The sequence below is a fragment of the Luteimonas sp. A537 genome, from assembly GCF_054052065.1.
Genome location: NZ_JBSVRH010000002.1, coordinates 319,403 through 337,493 on the forward strand (window position 1 = coordinate 319,403; position 18,091 = coordinate 337,493).

Below are 18,091 nucleotides of genomic sequence, written 5' to 3' on the forward strand. Positions count from 1 at the left end.
CGCGCGACTTTCGCGCGCCGCTTTCATATCAAGCGTCCGGGCCGCTCCCCGTAACCACGCCGCCACCGATGATCGCGGCCGGGTCGACATCGTCCCCGGCCACCGCGTCACGGCCCGAAGTCGCGTCGCAGGCCGCAGCGATGAACACCACGTCGGTGGACGAGTTCAGCGCCGTCTCCGCCGAATCCTGGACCACCCCCACGATGAAGCCGATCGCCACCACCTGCATCGCGATGTCGGCGCTGATCCCGAACAGTCCGCAGGCCAGCGGAATCAGCAGCAGTGAGCCACCCGGCACGCCCGAGGCGCCGCAGGCACCGATCGCGGCGACCATGCTCAGCAGCAGCGCCGTTGGCAGGTCCACGGGGATGCCCAGCGTGTGCACCGCGGCCAGCGACAGCACCGAAATCGTGATCGCCGCGCCCGCCATGTTGACCGTCGCGCCCAGCGGCACCGCGATCGAACAGGTTTCACGATGCAGCCCCAGCTTGCGGCAGAGTTCCAGGTTGATCGGGATGTTGGCCGCCGACGAGCGGGTGAAGAACGCCGTGATCCCGCTCTCCCGCAAGCAGCGCAGCACCAGTGGATAGGGGTTGCGCCGCGTCACCGCGAACACGATCAGCGGATTGGCCAGCAGTGCCATGAACAGCATCGCCCCGAGCAGCACTGCAAGCAGGTGCGCGTAATCGAGCAGCGCCACCAACCCGCTTTCAGCGAGGACCGAGGCGACGATGCCGAACACGCCCAGCGGTGCCAGCCGGATCACCATGCGCACCACGCGCGTGATCGCGTCCGAGAAGTCGGACAGCACCTGCTTCGTGTTTTCGCCGGCGTGGCGCAGCGCCATGCCGGTGACGACGCCCCAGGCCAGCAGGCCGATGTAGTTGGCGTCGACCAGCGCGTTGAAGGGATTGTCGAACACCTGCAGCACCAGCGTCCGCAGCACCTCGCCGAAGCCGCCCGGCGCGCTGAGCGCAATGTCGGCAGGCACATCGAGCCTGAGCGTGGTCGGGAACAGGAAGCTGGCCAACACGCCTACCAGCGCCGCCAGTGCGGTGCCGGCCAGGTACAGCCCGAGGATGGGTCGCATGCGCGTGTCCTGTCCCTGGCGATGGTTGGCGATCGACGCGGCCACCAGCACAAGGACCAGCACCGGCGCCACGGCCTTCAGCGCCGACACGAATACCGTCCCCAACAGGCCCACTGCCGCGCCCGCGCGGGGCGAGACCAGGGCGAGCACAACGCCGGCCACGAGGCCGATCACGATCTGGGTGACCAGGCTCGGACGGCGCAGGAAAGACGGGAGGATGGACATGGACTCGAGGATTCCGGAAAGCGGCAGCGCGCCATGATAGGGGTCCCGCGGCGCGAGTGCGCCGGTCTGACCCAGGTCAATGCGCACGCTGCGTGCCAATGGGAGCCTGACGGCTGTTTCCGACGCATGGAGGACACCATGGGCGATGCCATCTCCCTTCAGCTTGCCGACCAGCCTGACATCGAAGTCGACGGCGCCCTGGTGGCGCAGGGTCTTGGCCTGGACGTGGAGCGCTTCCGCGAACTGATGTCCACCCGCAAGATCCGCGTGCTCTGCGAGCGCGGTACCGGCGAGGACGCCGGCCTTTACCGCGCCAGCTTCTACCACGAGGGCCGGCGGATGCGGCTGGTGGTGGATGCGGAGGGACGTCCCGTCGACCACACTTCGCAGGCCACCCTTCACGCACGCTGAAGGACACTGCAGTCCATCATCAACCAGATCCCACACAATGAGGTGCAAGATGAAACTCCACGCTTCCCTGCTCGCGGCCGCCTGTGCCCTGGCCCTGTCCGCCTGCGGCGGCGAGTCCCCGCAGTCACAGGACACCGCCGCCAGCGCTCCGACCCAGGCACCAGCCGCCTCTGCCGACGAAGACGCCAAGGTCGATCCGGCGTCCGGCTCGCTGGCTGGCACCGGCGACTCTGGCGATTCGGCCGGCAACGGCGGTGACGGCCAGGGTGCGGAGACCGGCGACGTCGCGACCCCCGCTGACAGCGCCACTGACGCCACCGCCGATGCCGGTGCCATGGCGGCCGGCAGTTCCGGCTGCGCGGTCGCCATCGAAGGCAACGACATGATGAAGTTCAACCTGTCGTCGATCAGCGTGCCGTCGACTTGCAGCGAATTCACCATCAACCTCACCCATACCGGCCAGCTGCCTGAGGCCGCGATGGGCCACAACGTGGTCGTGACCGCATCCTCGGACATGGCCGGCGTCGCGGCCGACGGGATCTCCGCCGGCGCCTCGGCGGGCTACCTGAAGGCAGGCGACGACCGCATCATCGCCGCGACCGAAATGATCGGCGGCGGTGAAAGCACTTCGGTCACCTTCGACGTCTCGAAGATCAAGGACGGCGGCCCCTACCAGTTCTTCTGCAGCTTCCCCGGCCACGCCGCGCTGATGAAGGGCACGATCAGCGTCAACTGAACCACGCGCATCCGCGCCGGGCCGACGCGCCCGGCGCGTTGCCCGGCGCCGACGCTGCAGTCCCGGCCTGAACGGTCGGGCAACTGTCATCACTGCGTCATATCCATGCGGTAGCAGGCGCCGCCAGGCGACGATAGCCTGAAGGGCCAAAGTCCACCGGTCCCTCATGATCCGTTTGGCCGCACTGCTCGCCACCGCATGCCTGCTGATCGCAGGCTTCTTCTGGCCCGGTATCGCGGACGCCCTCGCCACGCAGCTGGTCGCGCCCGGCGGCACGTCATCGCTGCTCCCGCCTGGACCGATCAACGCTGCGCTCGCGCGCCTGCATGACCGCGACGGCCACGTCACCACGGGCGACGGCGTCGATGTGTTCTGGCGCGCGATCGACCCCGGCGACTACCGCCTGCGCATGTCCTGGCCCGAAGGCACGACGGTGGCCGACACCTTCCCGACCCTCGATTTCCTGGCGCCGTCCAGCCCTGCACCGGAACCACGCGGCACCGTGGTGCTGCTCCACGGCTGGATGATGCATGGCGATTCCATGCTGCCCTGGGCACTGCGCCTGGGCGAGGCCGGCTACCGGACGATCGCCATCGACCTGCGCAATCATGGCCGCTCGGGCGACGCACCGTCGGGCTACGGCACGCGCGAGGCGGACGACGTGGTGGACGTGGTCGCCGCACTGCGCGAACGCGGCGAGATCACCGGTCCGCTGCACGTGCTCGGCGTGTCCTACGGCGCGGCCACCGCGATCTTCGCCGGCGCGGACCCGCGCCTCGGCGCAGAGAGTGTGGTGGCGATGGAGTCCTTCGCCATCGCCGACGACGCGATCCGCGACATGGTCCCCTACATGCTCGGCGATGCCCCGGCCCCACCGTCGGCGTGGCTGCCCCGGCAATGGATGCGATGGCGGCTGAGCGACGCCGTGCTGGAGGCTGCGATCGCCGAGGCCGGTACCCGCCTTGATCTTCCGCTCGGCGGCGTCGACGTGGTGGCCGCGCTCGCCGACGTGCCCTGCCCGCTGCTGGTGCACGGCGACGCCGACCGCCACGTGCCGGTCGCGCATGGCCGCGCCCTTGCCGCCTCGGCCCCGCATGCCCGCTACATCGAGATGCCGGGCGAAGACCACCTCAGCCTGCCGATGCGGCTCGACGCGCTGGCGCCGGTGGTGCTGGACTGGTTCGAGGGCCCGGGCTGCGCGCGGGACGCAAGCTGGAGCGCGAGCGTCCACTGAATCCGCCCGTTGTGCTGCCGACGGACGGCTGGGCGCGTGGTCGCATGGCGACGCCGCCAGGCGTATGTTCGGACCTCCCAAGGGCGGGCCGCCACCTGCCCCCCCTGCGACCCACGGAGGTGCCCATGACCTACTACACCGGTTTGATCGCGGCCGTCCCGACTGCCCGCAAGCAGGACTACATCGACCACGCCACAGCAACGTGGCCCGTATTCCGGAAATACGGCGCCACCCGCATGATCGAAACCTGGGGCGTCGACGTGCCCAGGGGCAAGGTCACCGATTTCCATCGCGCAGTGGATGCGGAGGACGACGAAAGCATCGTGTTTTCGTGGATCACATGGCCCGACCGCGCGACCTGCGACTCCGCTTGGCAGAAGATGGAAACCGACGAGGCGATGCAGCAGATGGGCGAAATGCCCTTCGACGGCAGCCGCATGGTCTACGGCGGCTTCGCGCCCCTGTTCGAGCCGGGTGAGCCGGCCGGCGCCGACTGGTACCAGGGTTTCGTGCTTGCAGTACCGGCGGCGAACAAGACCGCGTACATCGACATGGCGAAGCAAGGCTGGGACATGTTCGCCAAGGGCGGCGCGCTCGGCATGGTCGAGGCGTGGGGCGAAGACGTCCCGCACGGCAAACGCACCGACTTCTATCGCGCCGCCAAGGCAGTCGAGGGCGAGGTGCCGGTGTTCAGCTGGATCGCCTGGCCGGACCAGGCTACGTGCGACGCAGCGGCCAAGGCCATGGAAGCGGAAATGGCGGCCGGGAGCAAGACGCCCGATATGCCGTTCGACGGCATGCGGATGATGTGGGCGGGCTTCGAGCCGGTGTTCGATTCCGGCGACTGAAGCAGGCGTGCCGCAGCCCCGGGCCGGCGTGCCGGCCCGGGGTGCAACGCGTCAGAGCATGCGCCGCAGGACGCCGTCCTTCTTGACGAAGTGATGCACCAGGGCCATGCCGCCATGGCCGATGATCATGAGCAGCAACAGCCAGGCGATCGGCGGGTGCAGGGTGCCGATGGTGGCGAGCCATGGAATCTCCTCACCGCTCGCCGCGAGCTCGATGCCGAAAGCGGTCAGCCCGTAGCCGTTGCCGATCATCAGGCTGATCCCGGTGAGCGGCATCAGCAGCATCGCCACGTAAAGCAGCACGTGCCCGGCCTTGGCCACGAAGCCGAGCAGCGGCGGCTGCGGCGCTTCGGGACGGCTGCTGAAGTTGCGCGCCGTCCACACCATGCGGAGCAGCACCAGCAGAAGCAACAGCGTGCCGATCGAGATGTGCCATGGCACCAGCGTTTGCCCGACCCAGTGTTCGCCATCGTCGATGCGGTCGAACAGCTTGAGGGCCTGCCAGAAGATCAGGCCGGCCATCGTCCAGTGCAGGACCCGGGACACGGTGCCATAGCGCTCTTTGGTGTCTTTGCTCACTTGTTGCTCCCTGGCTGGCTGGACAGTACCGGCCGCTGGAATGACAGCCGGTCCGGATCCCGCTGGCGGTATGTTGACGACGACATGATGCCATCGGCCATCCCGGGGTGCGTGCGAATTGCGGCCTGACGGCGGCATTTGCGTCAGCGGCCGGCGGCCCCCAGCTCGGCGAGCGCCACCTGTGGAAGCGAAAGCCCGGCGGCGGCGGCCAGCTCGTCAAGCTGCTCCAGGCTCGTGGCGCTGGCGATCGGCGCGGTGACCGCCGGCTGCGCCATCAGCCACGCAAGCGCGACCTGCGCCGGCGTGGCGCGGACATCGGTGGCGACTTTGCGCAGCACGTCCAGCAGCTCCAGGCCGCGATCGTCGAAATAGCCCTCCAGGAAGCCGGCACGCGCCTTGCCCTGCAGGTCCTCGACCCCCTTGTACTTGCCGCTCAGGAAGCCGCTGGCCAGGGAGAAATAGCTCACCACGCCCAGCTGGTTTTCGTCGGCGACGACGGCCAGGTCCGATTCGAAAGCGGCACGGTCGTACAGGTTGTAGAGCGGCTGCATCACCTCGTAGCGTGGCAGGCCCTGCGCCTCCGAGATCGCCAGCGCCTCGCGCAGGCGGCCGGCGTCGTAGTTGGATGCACCCAGCGCGCGCACCTTGCCGGCCTCGACAAGCTTCGCGAACGCGCCCAGGGTTTCCTCCAGCGGTACGTCCTGGTCATCGAAGTGGGCGAAATAGACGTCGAGGTAATCGGTACCAAGCCGCTTGAGCGAATCGTCCACGGCCGCGGCGATATTGTCCGCCGACAGCCCCTTGCGCGGCTCCCATTTGCCGACCTTGGTCATCAGCACCACGTCGTCGCGGCGACCGCGGCGGGCCAGCCATTTGCCGATGACGGCTTCGGATTCGCCGCCGCACAGACCCGGCCCCCAGGCCGAGTAGACATCGGCGGTGTCGATGGCGTTGAAGCCTTGTTCGACGAAACGGTCGAGCAGCGCGAACGAGCGGGCCTCGTCGGCGGTCCAGCCGAAGACGTTGCCGCCGAAGACCAGCGGCGCGATTTCAATGCCGGAACGGCCAAGCTGACGTTTTTTCATGATTCCTTCCTCCTGGAAGTCTGTTGGGTCCGCCGTGTTCTCAGGCGATGCTTTCCACGATGCCGCCCTCGACGCGCAGCGCGGCGCCGGTGCCGGCATCGGCCTGCGGCGAGAAGCGGAACGCGGAAATGGTGGTCTCCATGATTTTTTCCGAGTACGCCTTGCGGCCTTCGGAGTTGCCCGCGGCGCCTGCGGCCACCAGCAGCGGGAGCAGGTGTTCTTCAGCACCGGGCGGATGGCAGAGGCGCGCATGGGGCGCCCGGGCCCAGTCCGCAAGCAGCGCATCGCGGCCGGCCGGCGCGCTTTCCACCGCGGCGGTCAACCAGTCGTCGAACTCGGCGGAGATCGGCGTGAAACGCCGATCGCCATAGCCGCGCATGTTGTGGAAGCTCATCCCGCTGCCGACCACCAGCACGCCCTGGTCGCGCAGCGGCACCAGCGCACGACCGGCGGCGATATGTGCGGCCGGGTCGAGGTCGCGGCGCAGGGACAGCTGCACCACGGGGATGTCGGCATCGGGGAACATCATCTTCAAGGGGATGAAGACGCCGTGGTCGAAGCCGCGCTCGCCGTCAACGCCCGCCGCCAGGCCGCCCTGCTCCAGCAGCTGCGCCCCCCCTGCAGCCAGCTCCGGATCACCGGGCGCCGGATATGTCAGCTCGTAGGTGTGCGGCGGGAAACCGCTGTAGTCGTAGATCAGCGGCGGGCGCGGGTGGCCGCCAAGACGGAACTCCGGCTCCAGCCAGTGGCCCGAGACCAGGACGATGGCACGCGGCCGCGCCGGCAGGGTTCCGGCAACGCCCTTGAGCCAAGCGCCCAGGCGCTGCCAGGTGTCGGCGGGACTCCACTCCATGAAGAAGCAGGGACCCGCTCCGTGGGGAACGAACAGCACGGGCATCCGGGATCCGTGTCCGCTGCCTGCTTGCGCCTGGCCCATGTCAAAGCCCTCGTGGAATGCGTGGGGGCCACTATGATCCAACTCCAATGCACTGGAGGCACGACTGGGGGGATCACGCTGTTCCATCGCCCGCACGGGGCGACCACGGACACCCCGCTCACAGCGTGCTCGTAACCTCGGCACCGCGTCCGGAAAGGAACTCGCTCGCGCGCGACTGCTCCTCCCGGGACAGGGCGTGCACGATCACCGTCGTGCGCCGCGCATCCATCGCGTCGTGGGTTGCCTGTATATAGCGATCATGATCGGGCCGGATCGACACCAGGCCGCCCAGGAACAGCCCGCCAACCGCGCCGAAGGAGATCGTCACCAGGCCGGCGGCCACCGGCGAGCGGGCCACGAAGGGGACGCCCATCCACATCATGATGCCGAATGCGAGCGCACCCGCGACCGCGCCGGCGATGCCCAGGCGCACGTGCGCCAGGATGATCGTGTGCCAGATGCCGCGGCCTTCGGGTTCAAGCTTGATGTTCGCGTCAGGCTCGCCGGGTTCGATCACCTTGACCTGGGCTGGCTGCAGGCCGGTTTCGGCGACCAGCGCCGCCGCGGCGTCGCGGGCCGCGGAAGCAGTGTCGAACACCGCCGCAAGCTTGCTGTTCGACACTTCGCCGGTGATTGGATTGTCGGACATGGTGCAGGCTCCAGGTGGCCGGCATTCATCATTCCAGACCGCGCGTCCTTCGCACGTGAGCGATCGGCGCCCCGTCGCTCAGGCGCCTGGCTGTCCCATCCGCCAGCGCGGCCTGATCGCGACGGTGCCACGACTACCGAGCAGCTGCAGCTCGCCGTCTTCAATCATCGCCGTCAGGCTCATGCTGCGCTCCAGCAGGTCGGCCGACGCCTCCACCGCTGCGGCATCCAGGTCCACCACCGCCAGGTTCTTCAGCCGCGACAGGCCGCTCCCGACCTTGCTCCACCAGACCTCGGCGGCGCCGCCGGCGTAGTTCACCACCGTGACTTCCCGGGCGCGGCCACAGGCCTTGCGGATGCGGCTTTCATCGGGTTGGCCGAGGTCGATCCAGTGCTCGATGTCGCCGGTATAGTCGCGCCGCCACAGGTCGGGTTCTTCCTCGTTGCTGAGGCCGCGGCCGAACTCCAGCTTTTCGTGCGCGTTCAGGGCAAACGCCATCACGCGCGCCATCAGCCGCACCGGTGTTTCCGACGGATGCTGGGCGAGCGTCAGCGCGTGGCCGGCGTAATAGTGCCGGTCCATATCGCTGACCTGGAGGTCGAGCCGGTAGATCGTGGCATTGGGGGCCATGTGCGCGCCATTTCAGTAAAGGCGCGATTGTAGACCCGTGTGCTCAGCTGCACCCGCCGCAGCAGGTGCTGCCGCCGCTGACGTGCAGTTCGTGCACCGCCGGTTCGGCCTGGCAACCGACCTTCTTCAGGGCTTCCAGGATCTGCTCCTGGCTCGCGACGGACACCACGTCCAGGCGCCCGCTGCCGCTGTCGAGGGTGATCTTCGCATCCGGATCAAGCGGTCGAAGCGCGGTGGTGAGCATGGCGACGTCGAACTTTCCGGCGGACAGGTCGAACTGCATTGCGGTCTCCTCAGGCAAGTGCCGGCACGCCCGGCCCAACCATGATGTCGGCCGCCCCCGCCGCCTTCCTTGATGCCGGTCAAGCATGTCCGGATTGCGCCCTCTCCGGTCGGTACCTGGCCTGGGCGGCGCCAGGCGCGTCAACCATCAGTTCGACCGCGGTCCGGCCTGGCGCTGGGGTGTCGCCACCAGGTCCTGTACCGGATAGCCCATGTCGCTGGCCTGAGTGACCAACCGGTCACGCACCGCATCATCAAGCTTCGGCGTGCGCGACAGGATCCAGAGGTAGTCGGCATCGGGGGCACCCACCATGGCCCATTTGTATTCGGGGTCGAGCGCGATCACCCAGTAATCCCCCCAGGCCACGGGCAGCCACGACAGCCAGGCCGGCGCAAAACGCACTTCGAGCATCGAGGTGCTGCCATCCACCTTGCGTGCAATGCCCCGGGACTCCTCGAAGCTGCCGTCGTCGGTGCGGCAGCGGTTGACCACGCTGATGGTGCCGTCCGGATTGCCGCCGTACTCCGCCGTGGTATCACCCACGCATTTGCGCTGGAACGACATCGGCAGCCGCATCTGTTCGTACCACGTGCCGGCGTAGCGCTCCAGGTCGACGGCGTCCACGGCAATGTTCAGGCGACTCCCGGGACCGGTCTGCGCATGGGCGGCTGTCGCAGGAACCAGAGCGGCGGCAAGGATCACGGACAAAACGGAAAGCGGACGTGCGGCAATCATGCATGGCTCCATAGCAAGGTGGGGATCGTTCGGGACAATTCCGGCATGGAGCACGGCACGGAGACGTGAGGGTCAGGCGGCACCGAGCCGCGGCCGTTCATGCGTCGCACGCTAAGATGGAGTTCCCTGAGCGTGCGAATCCATGCCCTCCAGTATCCAGACCGGGACGCCGGAACCCGCGGGCGGCGCGATCGATTGCGCATCCTGCGATGCCGTCTGCTGTCGAATGACGGTCGTGCTGCAGGCGGGTGACAGGGTCGCCGAACACCTCACCGACTACACCGCTGCCGGGCTTCACGTGATGGCGCGCGACGAATTCGGCTGGTGCGTTGCGGTTGATCCGGCCGGGGGCGGCTGCTCGATCTACGAGTCCCGCCCGGACGTCTGCCGCCGCTTTCCAATGGGCGGCCCCTACTGTCGCGCGGTGCGTGAAGACTACGCCGACCGCAACGCGCGCGGGATCCCGCTGCAGATGTTCTGACCCGGGGCGTTACACTGGGGCTTCCATAACTGACCGGTGACCCATGGCCAAGCCCAATTACTCATTTGAAAAGCGCCAGCGCGAGCTCGCGAAGAAGAAGAAGCAGGACGAGAAGGACGCCAAGAAGCGCGCCGAGCGCGAAGCCGCCAAGGCCGCTGCCGAGCCTGCACCGCCGCCCGGCGAATAAAGCCGCCTCAGCTGCGCCCGTCGGGCTCCAGCAGGCGCTGCATGTCGGCATCCTTGTCCTGCCACAGCCCGTTCATCCATTGCTGGAAACGGGCGCGGACGGCTCGATCATCCTGGTAGCGCCCCCCCATCACCTCGGTCGGGATCGGCCGCTGCCGCACCAGTACGCGCACTTCGGGGATCCGCCCCGCCATGAGGTCGACCATGGTCGGGCGTCCGGCGGGATAGGCGATGGTGACGTCCAGCACCGCGTGCAGCGCATCTCCCATCGCATCGATCACGAAGGCCACGCCCCCGGACTTCGGCTTGAGCAGGTGCGCGTAGGGCGATGACTGCACGGCATGCTTCTCCACCGTGAACCGCGTGCCTTCCACGAAGTTCATCACCGCGACCGGCATCGCCCGGAATTTATCGCAAGCGCGTCGCGTGGCTTCCATGTCGCGCTTGCCGAGCTCTGGATTCTTCGCGATCTCGCGCCGGGTATAGCGGCCCATGAATGGAAAATCCAACGCCCACCACGCGAGGCCGAGCACCGGCACCCAGAACAGCTGCCGTTTGAGGAAGAACCTCAGCAGCGGGATGCGCCGGTTGAACACCTTCTGCAACACCACGATGTCCACCCAGCTCTGGTGGTTGGCGAGCACCAGGTAGTGTCCGTCGGCATGCAGCGCCGCTTCGCCCTGCAGCTGCAGGTGGACGCGGGTACCGGTAAACCGGTCGATCATCGCGGAGTTGGCACCGATCCAGCTTTCCGCCAGGACGGCAAGCATCCGGTTGCAGCCCCGCCGCACGCGAGCGATGGGCAACAGCGCCTTGAACAGGGCCACCATCAGCAGCGGCAGCGCATGCAGCAGGGTGTTGAGGACGATCAGCAACAGGATCAAGCCCGCGCGCAGCGTGTGGATCATCGAAACACCTCCTTGCCACCCGCGGCCGCCGGCATCGCCGTCCATCCGGTGGTTGCCGACGCCCGAACCGCCTCCAACGGCACTGCCCTGCTGCCCGTCATTGTCCCGTTTCCGATCCGTGGGCCACGCCCGGAATGCCTGCTGTCCTGGAGTCCAATTCGATTCGCCCGTGTGGTTGCCTGTTCACCAGCGAAGTCTATCTTGCGTCCCGGAGTTCCACGCGCAAAGCACGGCGTGGCATCCCGGCACGACAGGCCCGCGATCCGATGCAGGATCGCGCCGGGCATGCTGGCCGACGGTGCGGAGCCACGCAGGTCGCGGTGAGCTAGGCCCGCGGCCGGCTGTGGGCGTCCCCGGCCACTACGTGGTGCTCGCAGACCAGACCCTGGCCGTCGCGCAGCTCGCCCAGCGGTGGGATGACCAGGGTGGTGTATTCCTCGTAGCGCGCCCCCGGCAGGTCGGCCAGGCGCAGCCGCTCGACCCGCGGCTGCTCGATCGGCAGCCGGGCCGCTTCGTACAGCACCACCTCGTGGTCCGCGGGGTACCAGCGCAGCAGCCTGTCGACCAGCGCCTGCAGCCCCTCGCGCTCCGCATGCAGGCGGGTGCAGCTGAGGTCCCCGGACAGTGCCACCTGCCACAGCAGCACCAGGCCGGCAGTGTCGGGCGTGCGGTCGTAGACAAGGAAGTGGGTCGCTTCCAGCGACTGCACGCCACGCCGGCCGGGGTCGATGCCGAGGTCCGCGTACAGGCAGGCCTCGGCGGACACGCCGGGCTCCATGCGCGCCGGGATGCCCTCGGCGCGCGCCTTGCGGATCACCGCGTGCGGCACGTCGGCGAACACGCCGGGGTGGCCATAGAACACAGCGCACACCTGCTTGCCGGCGCGCACCTCGGCCATGATCGCGGCGTCGATCTCGCGATAGATCTCGCGCCGGTCCTTGCCCGGCAGGTAGTGCGCACCCAGGTTGATGGCGTCGGGGCGGAAGCTGGAGATCATCGCCAGCGCGAAGGGATCGGTCAGGCAGAACACCACCTGCGCTTCGCGGATCTCCGACAGGCAGCGTTCGCTGACGTGGCGCCCGAACTCGATGCCGCTGCCGACCACCACCAGGCCGGGCATGGAGGGCGTGGCCATGTCCGTGCGCACCACCCGGTCCCGGCCATCGTGCTTGGCGCGGTACAGCGCCTGGTCGGCCTGGTGGATCAGCTGCTCCAGCGAATCGATGCGGCCGTCGTCCTGGCAGATCCCGGAGCTGAGGTTGAAGCGGAAGGTCTGCCCGAACACCGTGATCGCCTCGATGCGCTCGCCCAGGCGCTGCAGCAGCGCTTCGGCTTCGTTCGCGTCGGCATCGAGCAGGACAGTGAATTCGTCGCCGCCACTGCGTCCGGCGATGCCCTGCCCGCCCACGACCTCGCTGATCCAGCACCCCAGTGAACGCAGCGCCTCGTCCCCGGCCGCGTGGCCGTGGCTGTCGTTGACCTGCTTGAACCTGTCGATGTCGGCGACGATCGCCGTGAACGGCCGCCTTGCGCTGCGGGCGGACGCGAACGCCGCTTCGCCGAGCTTGCGGATCTGCTGGTAGTTGTACAGCCGGGTGAGGCTGTCGTGCTCCGACTGCCAGCGGTAGCGGCGGCGCTCACGAGCGGAACGGCGCAGCAGGCCCCACAGCAGGATGGCCGTGACCAGCAACCCGGCCATGCCCACGGCAAGCAGCAGTTGCGTGCGCTTGGTGGCGGTGACCTGCACCGCCGCAAGCTCCCTCCCGGCTTCCAGCAGGGCGATCTGGTGCTCCTTCAAGCGGGTATCGAACTCCACCTGCAGGTACGCCAGCCGGCGCTCGCGACCGTCGCGCTCCGCGGCTTCCGAGGCCCCCATCGCAGTCCTGAAGTGGACCAGCGCCTGGGCAAGCTCACCGCGCTGTTCCGCCAGTCTGGCCAGCAGGCCCTCGGTCTCGGCAATCGCGAAGTGGGACTCCTGCTTGCGGTAATAGTCGAGGGTGTCACCGAGCAGCGCCTGTGCCTGATCGAGTCCCCGGTTGGACTCGATCAGGCTTTCCGCCACCACAAGCTTGGCACTCCATGCACCGGCGGCAAAGCCTGCGGCCTGGAATTCCGCCAGCGCCTCGCGCGCCCAGTCCAGGGCCTCATCGTGGCGGCCCTGGCCGGCCAGCATCTTGCCCACCCCATATTTGCCGTTGGCCACGAACACCCGCTCGCCGGCGCGGGTGCAGGCGTCTATCTGGCGACGTCGCCAGGTTTCGGCTTCGCGGAAGTTGTGCGCGTGGTCTTCGGCGAGCGCCATGTCGGCCAGGGCCAGGCACAGGGCGCGGGCGTCGGTCCCGGTTTCGACGACTTCCAGCGCGCGCAGCGCCAACTCGCGCGCCTTGCCGGTTTCACCGACCAGGGTGTGCAGGTAGCTGGCCACGCCAAGCAGGCCGGCCGCCTCGCTGGGCGCCTCGGGCAAGTACGAGAGCCCCTCGCCCAGCCAGGCGAATGCCCGCGGCCAGTCCTCGACGTTTGCCGCCATGCTGATGGCCGTGATGTAGACGCGCATGCGCAGTCGCGGCACCAGTTCCTGCTGCAGCAGGTCGGCCAGGCCCTCGATCGCGGGCGCCTGGTCGCCGGCCAGTCCGAGGTTGCGCAGGCGGACGAAGTCCAGGCGCTGGCGCTGCCCTGGCGTGAGTTCGTCAATCCGCGGGGCAAGGCCCTGGATGCGTGCGTTGGACTGCTCCCAGTGCTCGGTGACCGCCAGCCGCTCGATCTCCGCGACGTCGGCTTCGAGCACATCGGAAAAGGCCGGCGCGCTGAAGGCCAGCCACAGGAACGCGATGGAAACCAACCGGTACATGCACGGGCGATGACTAGGGCGGCACGCCTACTTTTCGTACGATTTGATGATGTGGTTGGTGGCGAACTGCCCGGCCTGCAGGCCTGTCAGGCGCTGCACTGCAGCATAGTCGCAGTCCAGCATCGCCTTGCACTCTTCGTCGGACAGGCCGGCACGCTTGACCACCGTACCCGGGTCCTTGGCGTAGTCCATGGCCAGCGCGGCATCGCTGCCAAGGTTCCTCATCAGTTCAAGCAGTTTGGACATGTCCCCTCTCCCTTTGAACAGCCACCACCCCGAAGCGACGGACATTAACACAGGGCCGTTGCACACCCATGGCTGGACTGCTACCAGCCCCCGCCGCGATATACCGACGGAACCCTGCGCATGACGTGGTCCAGGTCACGCTCGGCGAGGCCGTGGCGGCGGTGAGCATGCCCGAGTTCATCCTCTGCACGCCGCGTGTCGTCGCGCAGCCGGCGGAGCTCCCGCTCGAGTTCCTTGCGCTCCTCGGAGGAGACCCCGTCACGACCCATCCGGTCGCGCGTCTTGTCGGTGTCCTTGCGCAGCTGGCGGATCCTGTTTTCCTGCGTCGAGATATCCGAACGTGCCCGTTCGACGTACTGCCGGGCGTCGTGGACCACGCGGCCATCGGCATAGCCGGCGAGGAAATCCGCCTCGGCGTAGGCCGGACAGACGCCGGCATAGCTGCGGCCATTGCTTCCGGCCTCGAAGCCCCGGTACGGCGTGCAGTACTCCTCCAGCCCGCGTTCCCGCGCCGCCAGGTACAGGCGCGCGTCCACGCCGACGCCATGGGCCATGCAGGCCGCTTCATGGTTGGCCAGCCGCGAAGGCGCATGGCCGGCGGCACCGTCCTGGTAACCGACCCGCTCCCAGTTCCCCGCCATGCATTGATCCCGGGTCATCGTGGCGCAGCCCGAGAGCAGCGCCAGCACCACGCACATCGCGACACGTCCAATTCCCTGCATGTACCGCTCCCCGGTTATCGATGGGACAGCCGCGGCTGGTTCCCCAACCATCCATAGACGATGTCCGGGGATTGAAACGGACATCCATCACGGGCCGGTCATTGCACGCTTGCGAGCATCACTTCGCATGCAGACAGCCCCCAACCCCGCATCATGGGACATCACGGCGAGCGAGGGCCCCGTGATCGCGACCGCCATCCACGACGGCCATGCCGTCCGGCCCGAATTGCAGCCTCTGCTGGCCCTGCCCGACGACGAACGACTGCGCGAAGAGGATCCGCTCACCGGTCTGTTCACGACCGTCGGTGACGTGCGCATCCGGGTGCCGACCTCGCGTTTCGAAGTCGACCTCAACCGCCCCCGCGACGGCGCAGTGTATGCACGGCCGGAGGACTGCTGGGGCCTGGACGTCTGGAACGCGCCGCTCCCCGAGGCCGGAATCGCCCGCTCGCTGGATGCCTGGGACCGCTTCTACGGCATGGTCGCCGAGCGCATCGAACGCATGCTCGAGCGCTGGGAGGCGGTGCTGCTGATCGACCTGCACAGCTACAACCACCGCCGTGACGGGCCCGACGCCGAACCGGCGCCGCAGGCCGGCAATCCCGACATCGAGCTTGGCCTGACCACCGCGGAGCCCGATCGCTGGAGCGACGTCACGGCGCGCTTCGCCGACGCCCTGCGTGCTGCTCCGCTTGATGGCCGTGCGCTGGACGTACGCGCCAACGTGCGCTTTCCCACCGGCGGCCACTTCCCGGAATGGGTGTATGCACGCTGGGGCGCCCGGGTGTGCACGATCTCGCCCGAGTACAAGAAGATCTTCATGGACGAGTGGACGGGCCAGGCCGACATCGCCGCCCTGTATGCACTCCGGGACGGGCTGCAGGCGGCGGTCGACGCCGTTCGCCCGGCATTCGAGGCGCGGCGATGAGCGCCGGGACACCCGCGCCGAGCACGACCCGGACGCCTGCGCTGCAGCCGCTGCCGCCGGTCGCCGCCGAGGTCGACGCCGCGCTTGTCGCGATCGATGCCGAGCTCGACTGGCTGCTTGCACTGAATCCACTCGACAGCGACGCCCTGTGGGACCACTTCGACGCCAGCGGTCGCACGGACGTGCCGGCCCTGCACTATGCCGAGCCCGCGAGCGACCTGGAGGCGATGCGCAAGCAGTTGTTCGCGCTGCCCACGGAGCGGATCGAGTCCCCGCTGCTGGCCGGCGTGCTGGCGGAAAAGCAGCGCGACCTCGACCGCACCATCGAGCTGGTTCGCCTGCGCGGCACCGAGGGCTTCCTCGGCGCCAGCATCGAACTGTTCGGCAGCGTCGAGGCCGGGCTGCTGGAGCTTGCCAACGGCATCCTCGCCACGGTGGACGTGGGCGACCCGCTGCCGGGCGACATCGGCGTGGACGCGGTGCTCGCGGCTGTCGAGGACGAAGTCGCGTGGTATCGCGGGCAGGCTCCGGACTTCGACCTGCAGGTCGTGGTCGATGCCGACGTCGGCTCGTTGATGATGGTCTCGCACGGCACGCTGTACCTCGACGCCCAGTTGCGCCTGCCCGAGGCGCGGCTGCAGCCGCTGGTGCAGCACGAGGTCGGCACCCACGTCGTCACCCGCTACAACGGCCTGCGCCAGCCCCTGCGCCAGCTCGCGGTCGGCCTGGCGCAATACGACCCGCTGCAGGAGGGCCTTGGCGTATTGGCCGAATTCCTGTCCGGCTACCTGCCGGGTGAACGCCTGCGCATCCTTGCCGCACGCGTGGTCGCCGCTGACATGGCGATCCGCAATGAGGACATTCCGGCCATCTTCGCCTGCCTGCACGGGCAGCACGACCTGCCCACCGACGACGCCTTCGACATCGCGGTGCGCGCGCGGCGCGGCGGCGGCTTGACCAAGGATGCGGTGTACCTGCGCGGCCTGCGCGACCTGCTCGACCATCTCCGCGGTGGCGGCGCCTTCGAGGCCCTGTTTGCGGGCAAGTTCGCGCTGGCGCACCTGCCCGTACTCGAGCAACTGGCCGACTCCGGCTGGGCGGCACCGCCGGCATTGCTGCCGCGGTACGCCAGCGCCGACGGCTTCGACGACGCGCTGGCGCACTGCCGCACGCTGGGCGTCGACGCCCTCTATCACCCCCACCTCCCCCCGACCTCCCTCCAGGAGCAAGCACCATGAGCGGCCGGCCGATGCGCCTGGGCTTCGTCGTCAACGACGTCGCGACCGAGAAGAACAACTACACCACCATCCGCCTGGCGCGGCGGGCGGCGAACATGGGCCACCAGGTGGCGCTGATCGGCCTGGGCGACTTCCTGTACGACGCCAACGGCACGGTGCGCGCGAAGGCGCATGTACCACGCGGCGACAGCTATGCCGACGACGACGCCCTGCTGGCGGAAATCCAGGGCGAAGGCGCCGACACCGACCGCATCAACGTCGAGGAGCTCGACGTGCTGATGCTGCGCAGCGACCCCGCCGAAGAGCTGGTGGACCGCCCCTGGGCGCCCAACAGCGCGCTTCTGTTCGCGCAGCTTGTGACCCATCGCGGCGTGATCGTGCTCAACGATCCAGCCCATCTGACCGACGCTTCCAACAAGACCTATTTCCAGCACTTCCCGGAAGCGGTGCGTCCGGTCACCTGCATCAGCCGCGACGCCGACGAGCTCAAGTCCTTCATCACCTCGCACCAGGGCCGCGGGGTGATCAAGCCGCTGCAGGGCTCCGGCGGCCAGGGCGTGTTCGTGCTCGACGGCGACGACGGCGCGAACCTCAACCAGATGATCGACGCGGTGATCCGCGACGGGTACGCCATCGCACAGGAGTACCTGCCCAAGGCCGCCGACGGCGACCTGCGGCTGATCACCCTCAACGGCCGGCCGCTGAAGGTCGAGGGCCAGTACGCCTGCTTCCGCCGCTACAACGACAGCGGCGACGCGCGCAGCAACATCAGCGCCGGCGGCAAGATCGAGCTCGTCGAGCCCGATGCCGACGCCCTGCGGCTGGCGGAGCTGGTCGCGCCCAAGCTCATCCGCGACGGCATGTACATGACCGGCCTCGACATCGTCGGCGACAAGCTGATGGAAGTGAACGTCGACACGCCCGGCGGCATCAACATGGCCGAAGAGCTGACCGGCGTGGACTTCAGCGGCCACATCATCAGCGACCTCGCGCGCAAGGTCCGCCTGCGCGACCAGTACGGCGGCAGCCTGCGCAACGTCGAGCTCGCGATGCTGTAACGGTGTCTACTTCGGCGCGCGTGGTCGCTGGCCA

21 protein-coding genes are annotated in these 18,091 nt (G+C 68.4%); 9 read left to right on the forward strand and 12 right to left on the reverse strand.

Annotated features, from left to right (window positions below; translation table 11 throughout):
• Positions 1-28 precede the first annotated feature (28 nt).
• Complete coding sequence (gene sstT, locus ACW7GZ_RS05350) at positions 29-1,315, reverse strand: serine/threonine transporter SstT (protein WP_457008229.1); 1,287 nt, start codon at positions 1,313-1,315, stop codon at positions 29-31.
• A gap of 138 nt (positions 1,316-1,453) precedes the next feature.
• Here sstT and ACW7GZ_RS05355 point away from each other — a divergent pair, with 138 nt between their 5' ends.
• The 4 genes from ACW7GZ_RS05355 (at position 1,454) to ACW7GZ_RS05370 (ending at position 4,544) form a co-directional block, all read left to right on the forward strand.
• Positions 1,454-1,726, forward strand: coding sequence for a DUF6522 family protein (locus ACW7GZ_RS05355; protein ID WP_457008231.1), 273 nt, complete (start codon positions 1,454-1,456; stop codon positions 1,724-1,726).
• A 49-nt stretch (positions 1,727-1,775) separates the two neighbouring features.
• Positions 1,776-2,462, forward strand: coding sequence for an azurin (azu, locus tag ACW7GZ_RS05360; RefSeq protein ID WP_457008233.1), 687 nt, complete (start codon positions 1,776-1,778; stop codon positions 2,460-2,462).
• 166 nt (positions 2,463-2,628) lie between these two features.
• Positions 2,629-3,696: an alpha/beta hydrolase gene (locus tag ACW7GZ_RS05365; RefSeq protein ID WP_457008235.1), complete on the forward strand. Its 1,068-nt coding sequence runs from the start codon at positions 2,629-2,631 to the stop codon at positions 3,694-3,696.
• A 125-nt stretch (positions 3,697-3,821) separates the two neighbouring features.
• The gene (locus tag ACW7GZ_RS05370) at positions 3,822-4,544 is read left to right on the forward strand and encodes a DUF1428 domain-containing protein (protein ID WP_457008237.1); all 723 of its coding nucleotides are present in this window, start codon (positions 3,822-3,824) and stop codon (positions 4,542-4,544) included.
• A 51-nt stretch (positions 4,545-4,595) separates the two neighbouring features.
• Here ACW7GZ_RS05370 and ACW7GZ_RS05375 read toward each other — a convergent pair whose 3' ends face one another.
• From ACW7GZ_RS05375 to ACW7GZ_RS05405, 7 genes are all read right to left on the reverse strand, one after another.
• A complete protein-coding gene (locus tag ACW7GZ_RS05375; protein WP_457003468.1) occupies positions 4,596-5,123 on the reverse strand; it encodes a cytochrome b in 528 nt (175 codons plus the stop codon).
• 143 nt (positions 5,124-5,266) lie between these two features.
• A complete protein-coding gene (locus tag ACW7GZ_RS05380) occupies positions 5,267-6,211 on the reverse strand; it encodes an aldo/keto reductase (RefSeq protein ID WP_457003976.1) in 945 nt (314 codons plus the stop codon).
• A 37-nt stretch (positions 6,212-6,248) separates the two neighbouring features.
• Complete coding sequence (locus ACW7GZ_RS05385) at positions 6,249-7,100, reverse strand: DODA-type extradiol aromatic ring-opening family dioxygenase (RefSeq protein WP_457008239.1); 852 nt, start codon at positions 7,098-7,100, stop codon at positions 6,249-6,251.
• A 163-nt stretch (positions 7,101-7,263) separates the two neighbouring features.
• Complete coding sequence (locus ACW7GZ_RS05390; protein ID WP_457003464.1) at positions 7,264-7,794, reverse strand: hypothetical protein; 531 nt, start codon at positions 7,792-7,794, stop codon at positions 7,264-7,266.
• 78 nt (positions 7,795-7,872) lie between these two features.
• Positions 7,873-8,424 carry a YaeQ family protein gene (locus ACW7GZ_RS05395; RefSeq protein ID WP_457003462.1) on the reverse strand — a complete coding sequence of 184 codons (552 nt, stop codon included), beginning with the start codon at positions 8,422-8,424 and terminating at the stop codon, positions 7,873-7,875.
• A 43-nt stretch (positions 8,425-8,467) separates the two neighbouring features.
• Positions 8,468-8,707, reverse strand: coding sequence for a hypothetical protein (locus ACW7GZ_RS05400; protein WP_457003461.1), 240 nt, complete (start codon positions 8,705-8,707; stop codon positions 8,468-8,470).
• A gap of 147 nt (positions 8,708-8,854) precedes the next feature.
• A complete protein-coding gene (locus tag ACW7GZ_RS05405) occupies positions 8,855-9,442 on the reverse strand; it encodes a lipocalin family protein (protein ID WP_457008241.1) in 588 nt (195 codons plus the stop codon).
• A gap of 142 nt (positions 9,443-9,584) precedes the next feature.
• On the opposite strand from ACW7GZ_RS05405, the gene ACW7GZ_RS05410 reads away from it, so the two are divergent.
• Positions 9,585-9,923, forward strand: coding sequence for a YkgJ family cysteine cluster protein (locus tag ACW7GZ_RS05410; RefSeq protein ID WP_457003457.1), 339 nt, complete (start codon positions 9,585-9,587; stop codon positions 9,921-9,923).
• Between the two features lie 43 nt (positions 9,924-9,966).
• Positions 9,967-10,110 carry a hypothetical protein gene (locus tag ACW7GZ_RS05415; RefSeq protein ID WP_457003455.1) on the forward strand — a complete coding sequence of 48 codons (144 nt, stop codon included), beginning with the start codon at positions 9,967-9,969 and terminating at the stop codon, positions 10,108-10,110.
• Between the two features lie 7 nt (positions 10,111-10,117).
• Here ACW7GZ_RS05415 and ACW7GZ_RS05420 read toward each other — a convergent pair whose 3' ends face one another.
• The 4 genes from ACW7GZ_RS05420 to ACW7GZ_RS05435 all read right to left on the reverse strand — a co-directional run bounded on the left by ACW7GZ_RS05420 (position 10,118) and on the right by ACW7GZ_RS05435 (position 14,833).
• Complete coding sequence (locus tag ACW7GZ_RS05420; RefSeq protein ID WP_457003453.1) at positions 10,118-11,017, reverse strand: acyltransferase; 900 nt, start codon at positions 11,015-11,017, stop codon at positions 10,118-10,120.
• Positions 11,018-11,342: 325 nt separating this feature from the next.
• On the reverse strand, positions 11,343-13,856 hold the full coding sequence (locus ACW7GZ_RS05425) for a diguanylate cyclase (protein ID WP_457008243.1): 2,514 nt from the start codon (positions 13,854-13,856) through the stop codon (positions 11,343-11,345).
• Positions 13,857-13,892: 36 nt separating this feature from the next.
• Positions 13,893-14,111, reverse strand: coding sequence for a hypothetical protein (locus tag ACW7GZ_RS05430; RefSeq protein WP_457003449.1), 219 nt, complete (start codon positions 14,109-14,111; stop codon positions 13,893-13,895).
• A gap of 80 nt (positions 14,112-14,191) precedes the next feature.
• Entirely contained in the window at positions 14,192-14,833 is a 642-nt protein-coding gene (locus tag ACW7GZ_RS05435) for a DUF2799 domain-containing protein (RefSeq protein ID WP_457008244.1), read from the reverse strand.
• Positions 14,834-14,960: 127 nt separating this feature from the next.
• On the opposite strand from ACW7GZ_RS05435, the gene ACW7GZ_RS05440 reads away from it, so the two are divergent.
• Genes ACW7GZ_RS05440 through ACW7GZ_RS05450 form a run of 3 tightly spaced genes read left to right on the forward strand, consistent with a single transcriptional unit; the run spans position 14,961 to position 18,057 of the window.
• Positions 14,961-15,761: an N-formylglutamate amidohydrolase gene (locus ACW7GZ_RS05440; protein WP_457008246.1), complete on the forward strand. Its 801-nt coding sequence runs from the start codon at positions 14,961-14,963 to the stop codon at positions 15,759-15,761.
• A complete protein-coding gene (locus ACW7GZ_RS05445; protein WP_457008248.1) occupies positions 15,758-16,999 on the forward strand; it encodes a flavohemoglobin expression-modulating QEGLA motif protein in 1,242 nt (413 codons plus the stop codon). The genes ACW7GZ_RS05440 and ACW7GZ_RS05445 overlap by 4 nt, the downstream gene beginning before the upstream one ends.
• Entirely contained in the window at positions 16,996-18,057 is a 1,062-nt protein-coding gene (locus ACW7GZ_RS05450) for an ATP-grasp domain-containing protein (RefSeq protein ID WP_457008250.1), read from the forward strand. The genes ACW7GZ_RS05445 and ACW7GZ_RS05450 overlap by 4 nt, the downstream gene beginning before the upstream one ends.
• The last annotated feature ends 34 nt before the right edge of the window (positions 18,058-18,091 follow it).

What these genes read in the sequence shown, in the direction of transcription:
- sstT (WP_457008229.1), bottom strand. Translation starts at nt 1,315, where the DNA reads ATGTCCATCCTCCCGTCTTTCCTGCGCCGTCCGAGCCTGGTCACCCAG.
- ACW7GZ_RS05355 (WP_457008231.1), top strand. Translation starts at nt 1,454, where the DNA reads ATGGGCGATGCCATCTCCCTTCAGCTTGCCGACCAGCCTGACATCGAA.
- azu (WP_457008233.1), top strand. Translation starts at nt 1,776, where the DNA reads ATGAAACTCCACGCTTCCCTGCTCGCGGCCGCCTGTGCCCTGGCCCTG.
- ACW7GZ_RS05365 (WP_457008235.1), top strand. Translation starts at nt 2,629, where the DNA reads ATGATCCGTTTGGCCGCACTGCTCGCCACCGCATGCCTGCTGATCGCA.
- ACW7GZ_RS05370 (WP_457008237.1), top strand. Translation starts at nt 3,822, where the DNA reads ATGACCTACTACACCGGTTTGATCGCGGCCGTCCCGACTGCCCGCAAG.
- ACW7GZ_RS05390 (WP_457003464.1), bottom strand. Translation starts at nt 7,794, where the DNA reads ATGTCCGACAATCCAATCACCGGCGAAGTGTCGAACAGCAAGCTTGCG.
- ACW7GZ_RS05395 (WP_457003462.1), bottom strand. Translation starts at nt 8,424, where the DNA reads ATGGCCCCCAATGCCACGATCTACCGGCTCGACCTCCAGGTCAGCGAT.
- ACW7GZ_RS05400 (WP_457003461.1), bottom strand. Translation starts at nt 8,707, where the DNA reads ATGCAGTTCGACCTGTCCGCCGGAAAGTTCGACGTCGCCATGCTCACC.
- ACW7GZ_RS05405 (WP_457008241.1), bottom strand. Translation starts at nt 9,442, where the DNA reads ATGATTGCCGCACGTCCGCTTTCCGTTTTGTCCGTGATCCTTGCCGCC.
- ACW7GZ_RS05410 (WP_457003457.1), top strand. Translation starts at nt 9,585, where the DNA reads ATGCCCTCCAGTATCCAGACCGGGACGCCGGAACCCGCGGGCGGCGCG.
- ACW7GZ_RS05415 (WP_457003455.1), top strand. Translation starts at nt 9,967, where the DNA reads ATGGCCAAGCCCAATTACTCATTTGAAAAGCGCCAGCGCGAGCTCGCG.
- ACW7GZ_RS05420 (WP_457003453.1), bottom strand. Translation starts at nt 11,017, where the DNA reads ATGATCCACACGCTGCGCGCGGGCTTGATCCTGTTGCTGATCGTCCTC.
- ACW7GZ_RS05430 (WP_457003449.1), bottom strand. Translation starts at nt 14,111, where the DNA reads ATGTCCAAACTGCTTGAACTGATGAGGAACCTTGGCAGCGATGCCGCG.
- ACW7GZ_RS05435 (WP_457008244.1), bottom strand. Translation starts at nt 14,833, where the DNA reads ATGCAGGGAATTGGACGTGTCGCGATGTGCGTGGTGCTGGCGCTGCTC.
- ACW7GZ_RS05440 (WP_457008246.1), top strand. Translation starts at nt 14,961, where the DNA reads ATGCAGACAGCCCCCAACCCCGCATCATGGGACATCACGGCGAGCGAG.
- ACW7GZ_RS05445 (WP_457008248.1), top strand. Translation starts at nt 15,758, where the DNA reads ATGAGCGCCGGGACACCCGCGCCGAGCACGACCCGGACGCCTGCGCTG.
- ACW7GZ_RS05450 (WP_457008250.1), top strand. Translation starts at nt 16,996, where the DNA reads ATGAGCGGCCGGCCGATGCGCCTGGGCTTCGTCGTCAACGACGTCGCG.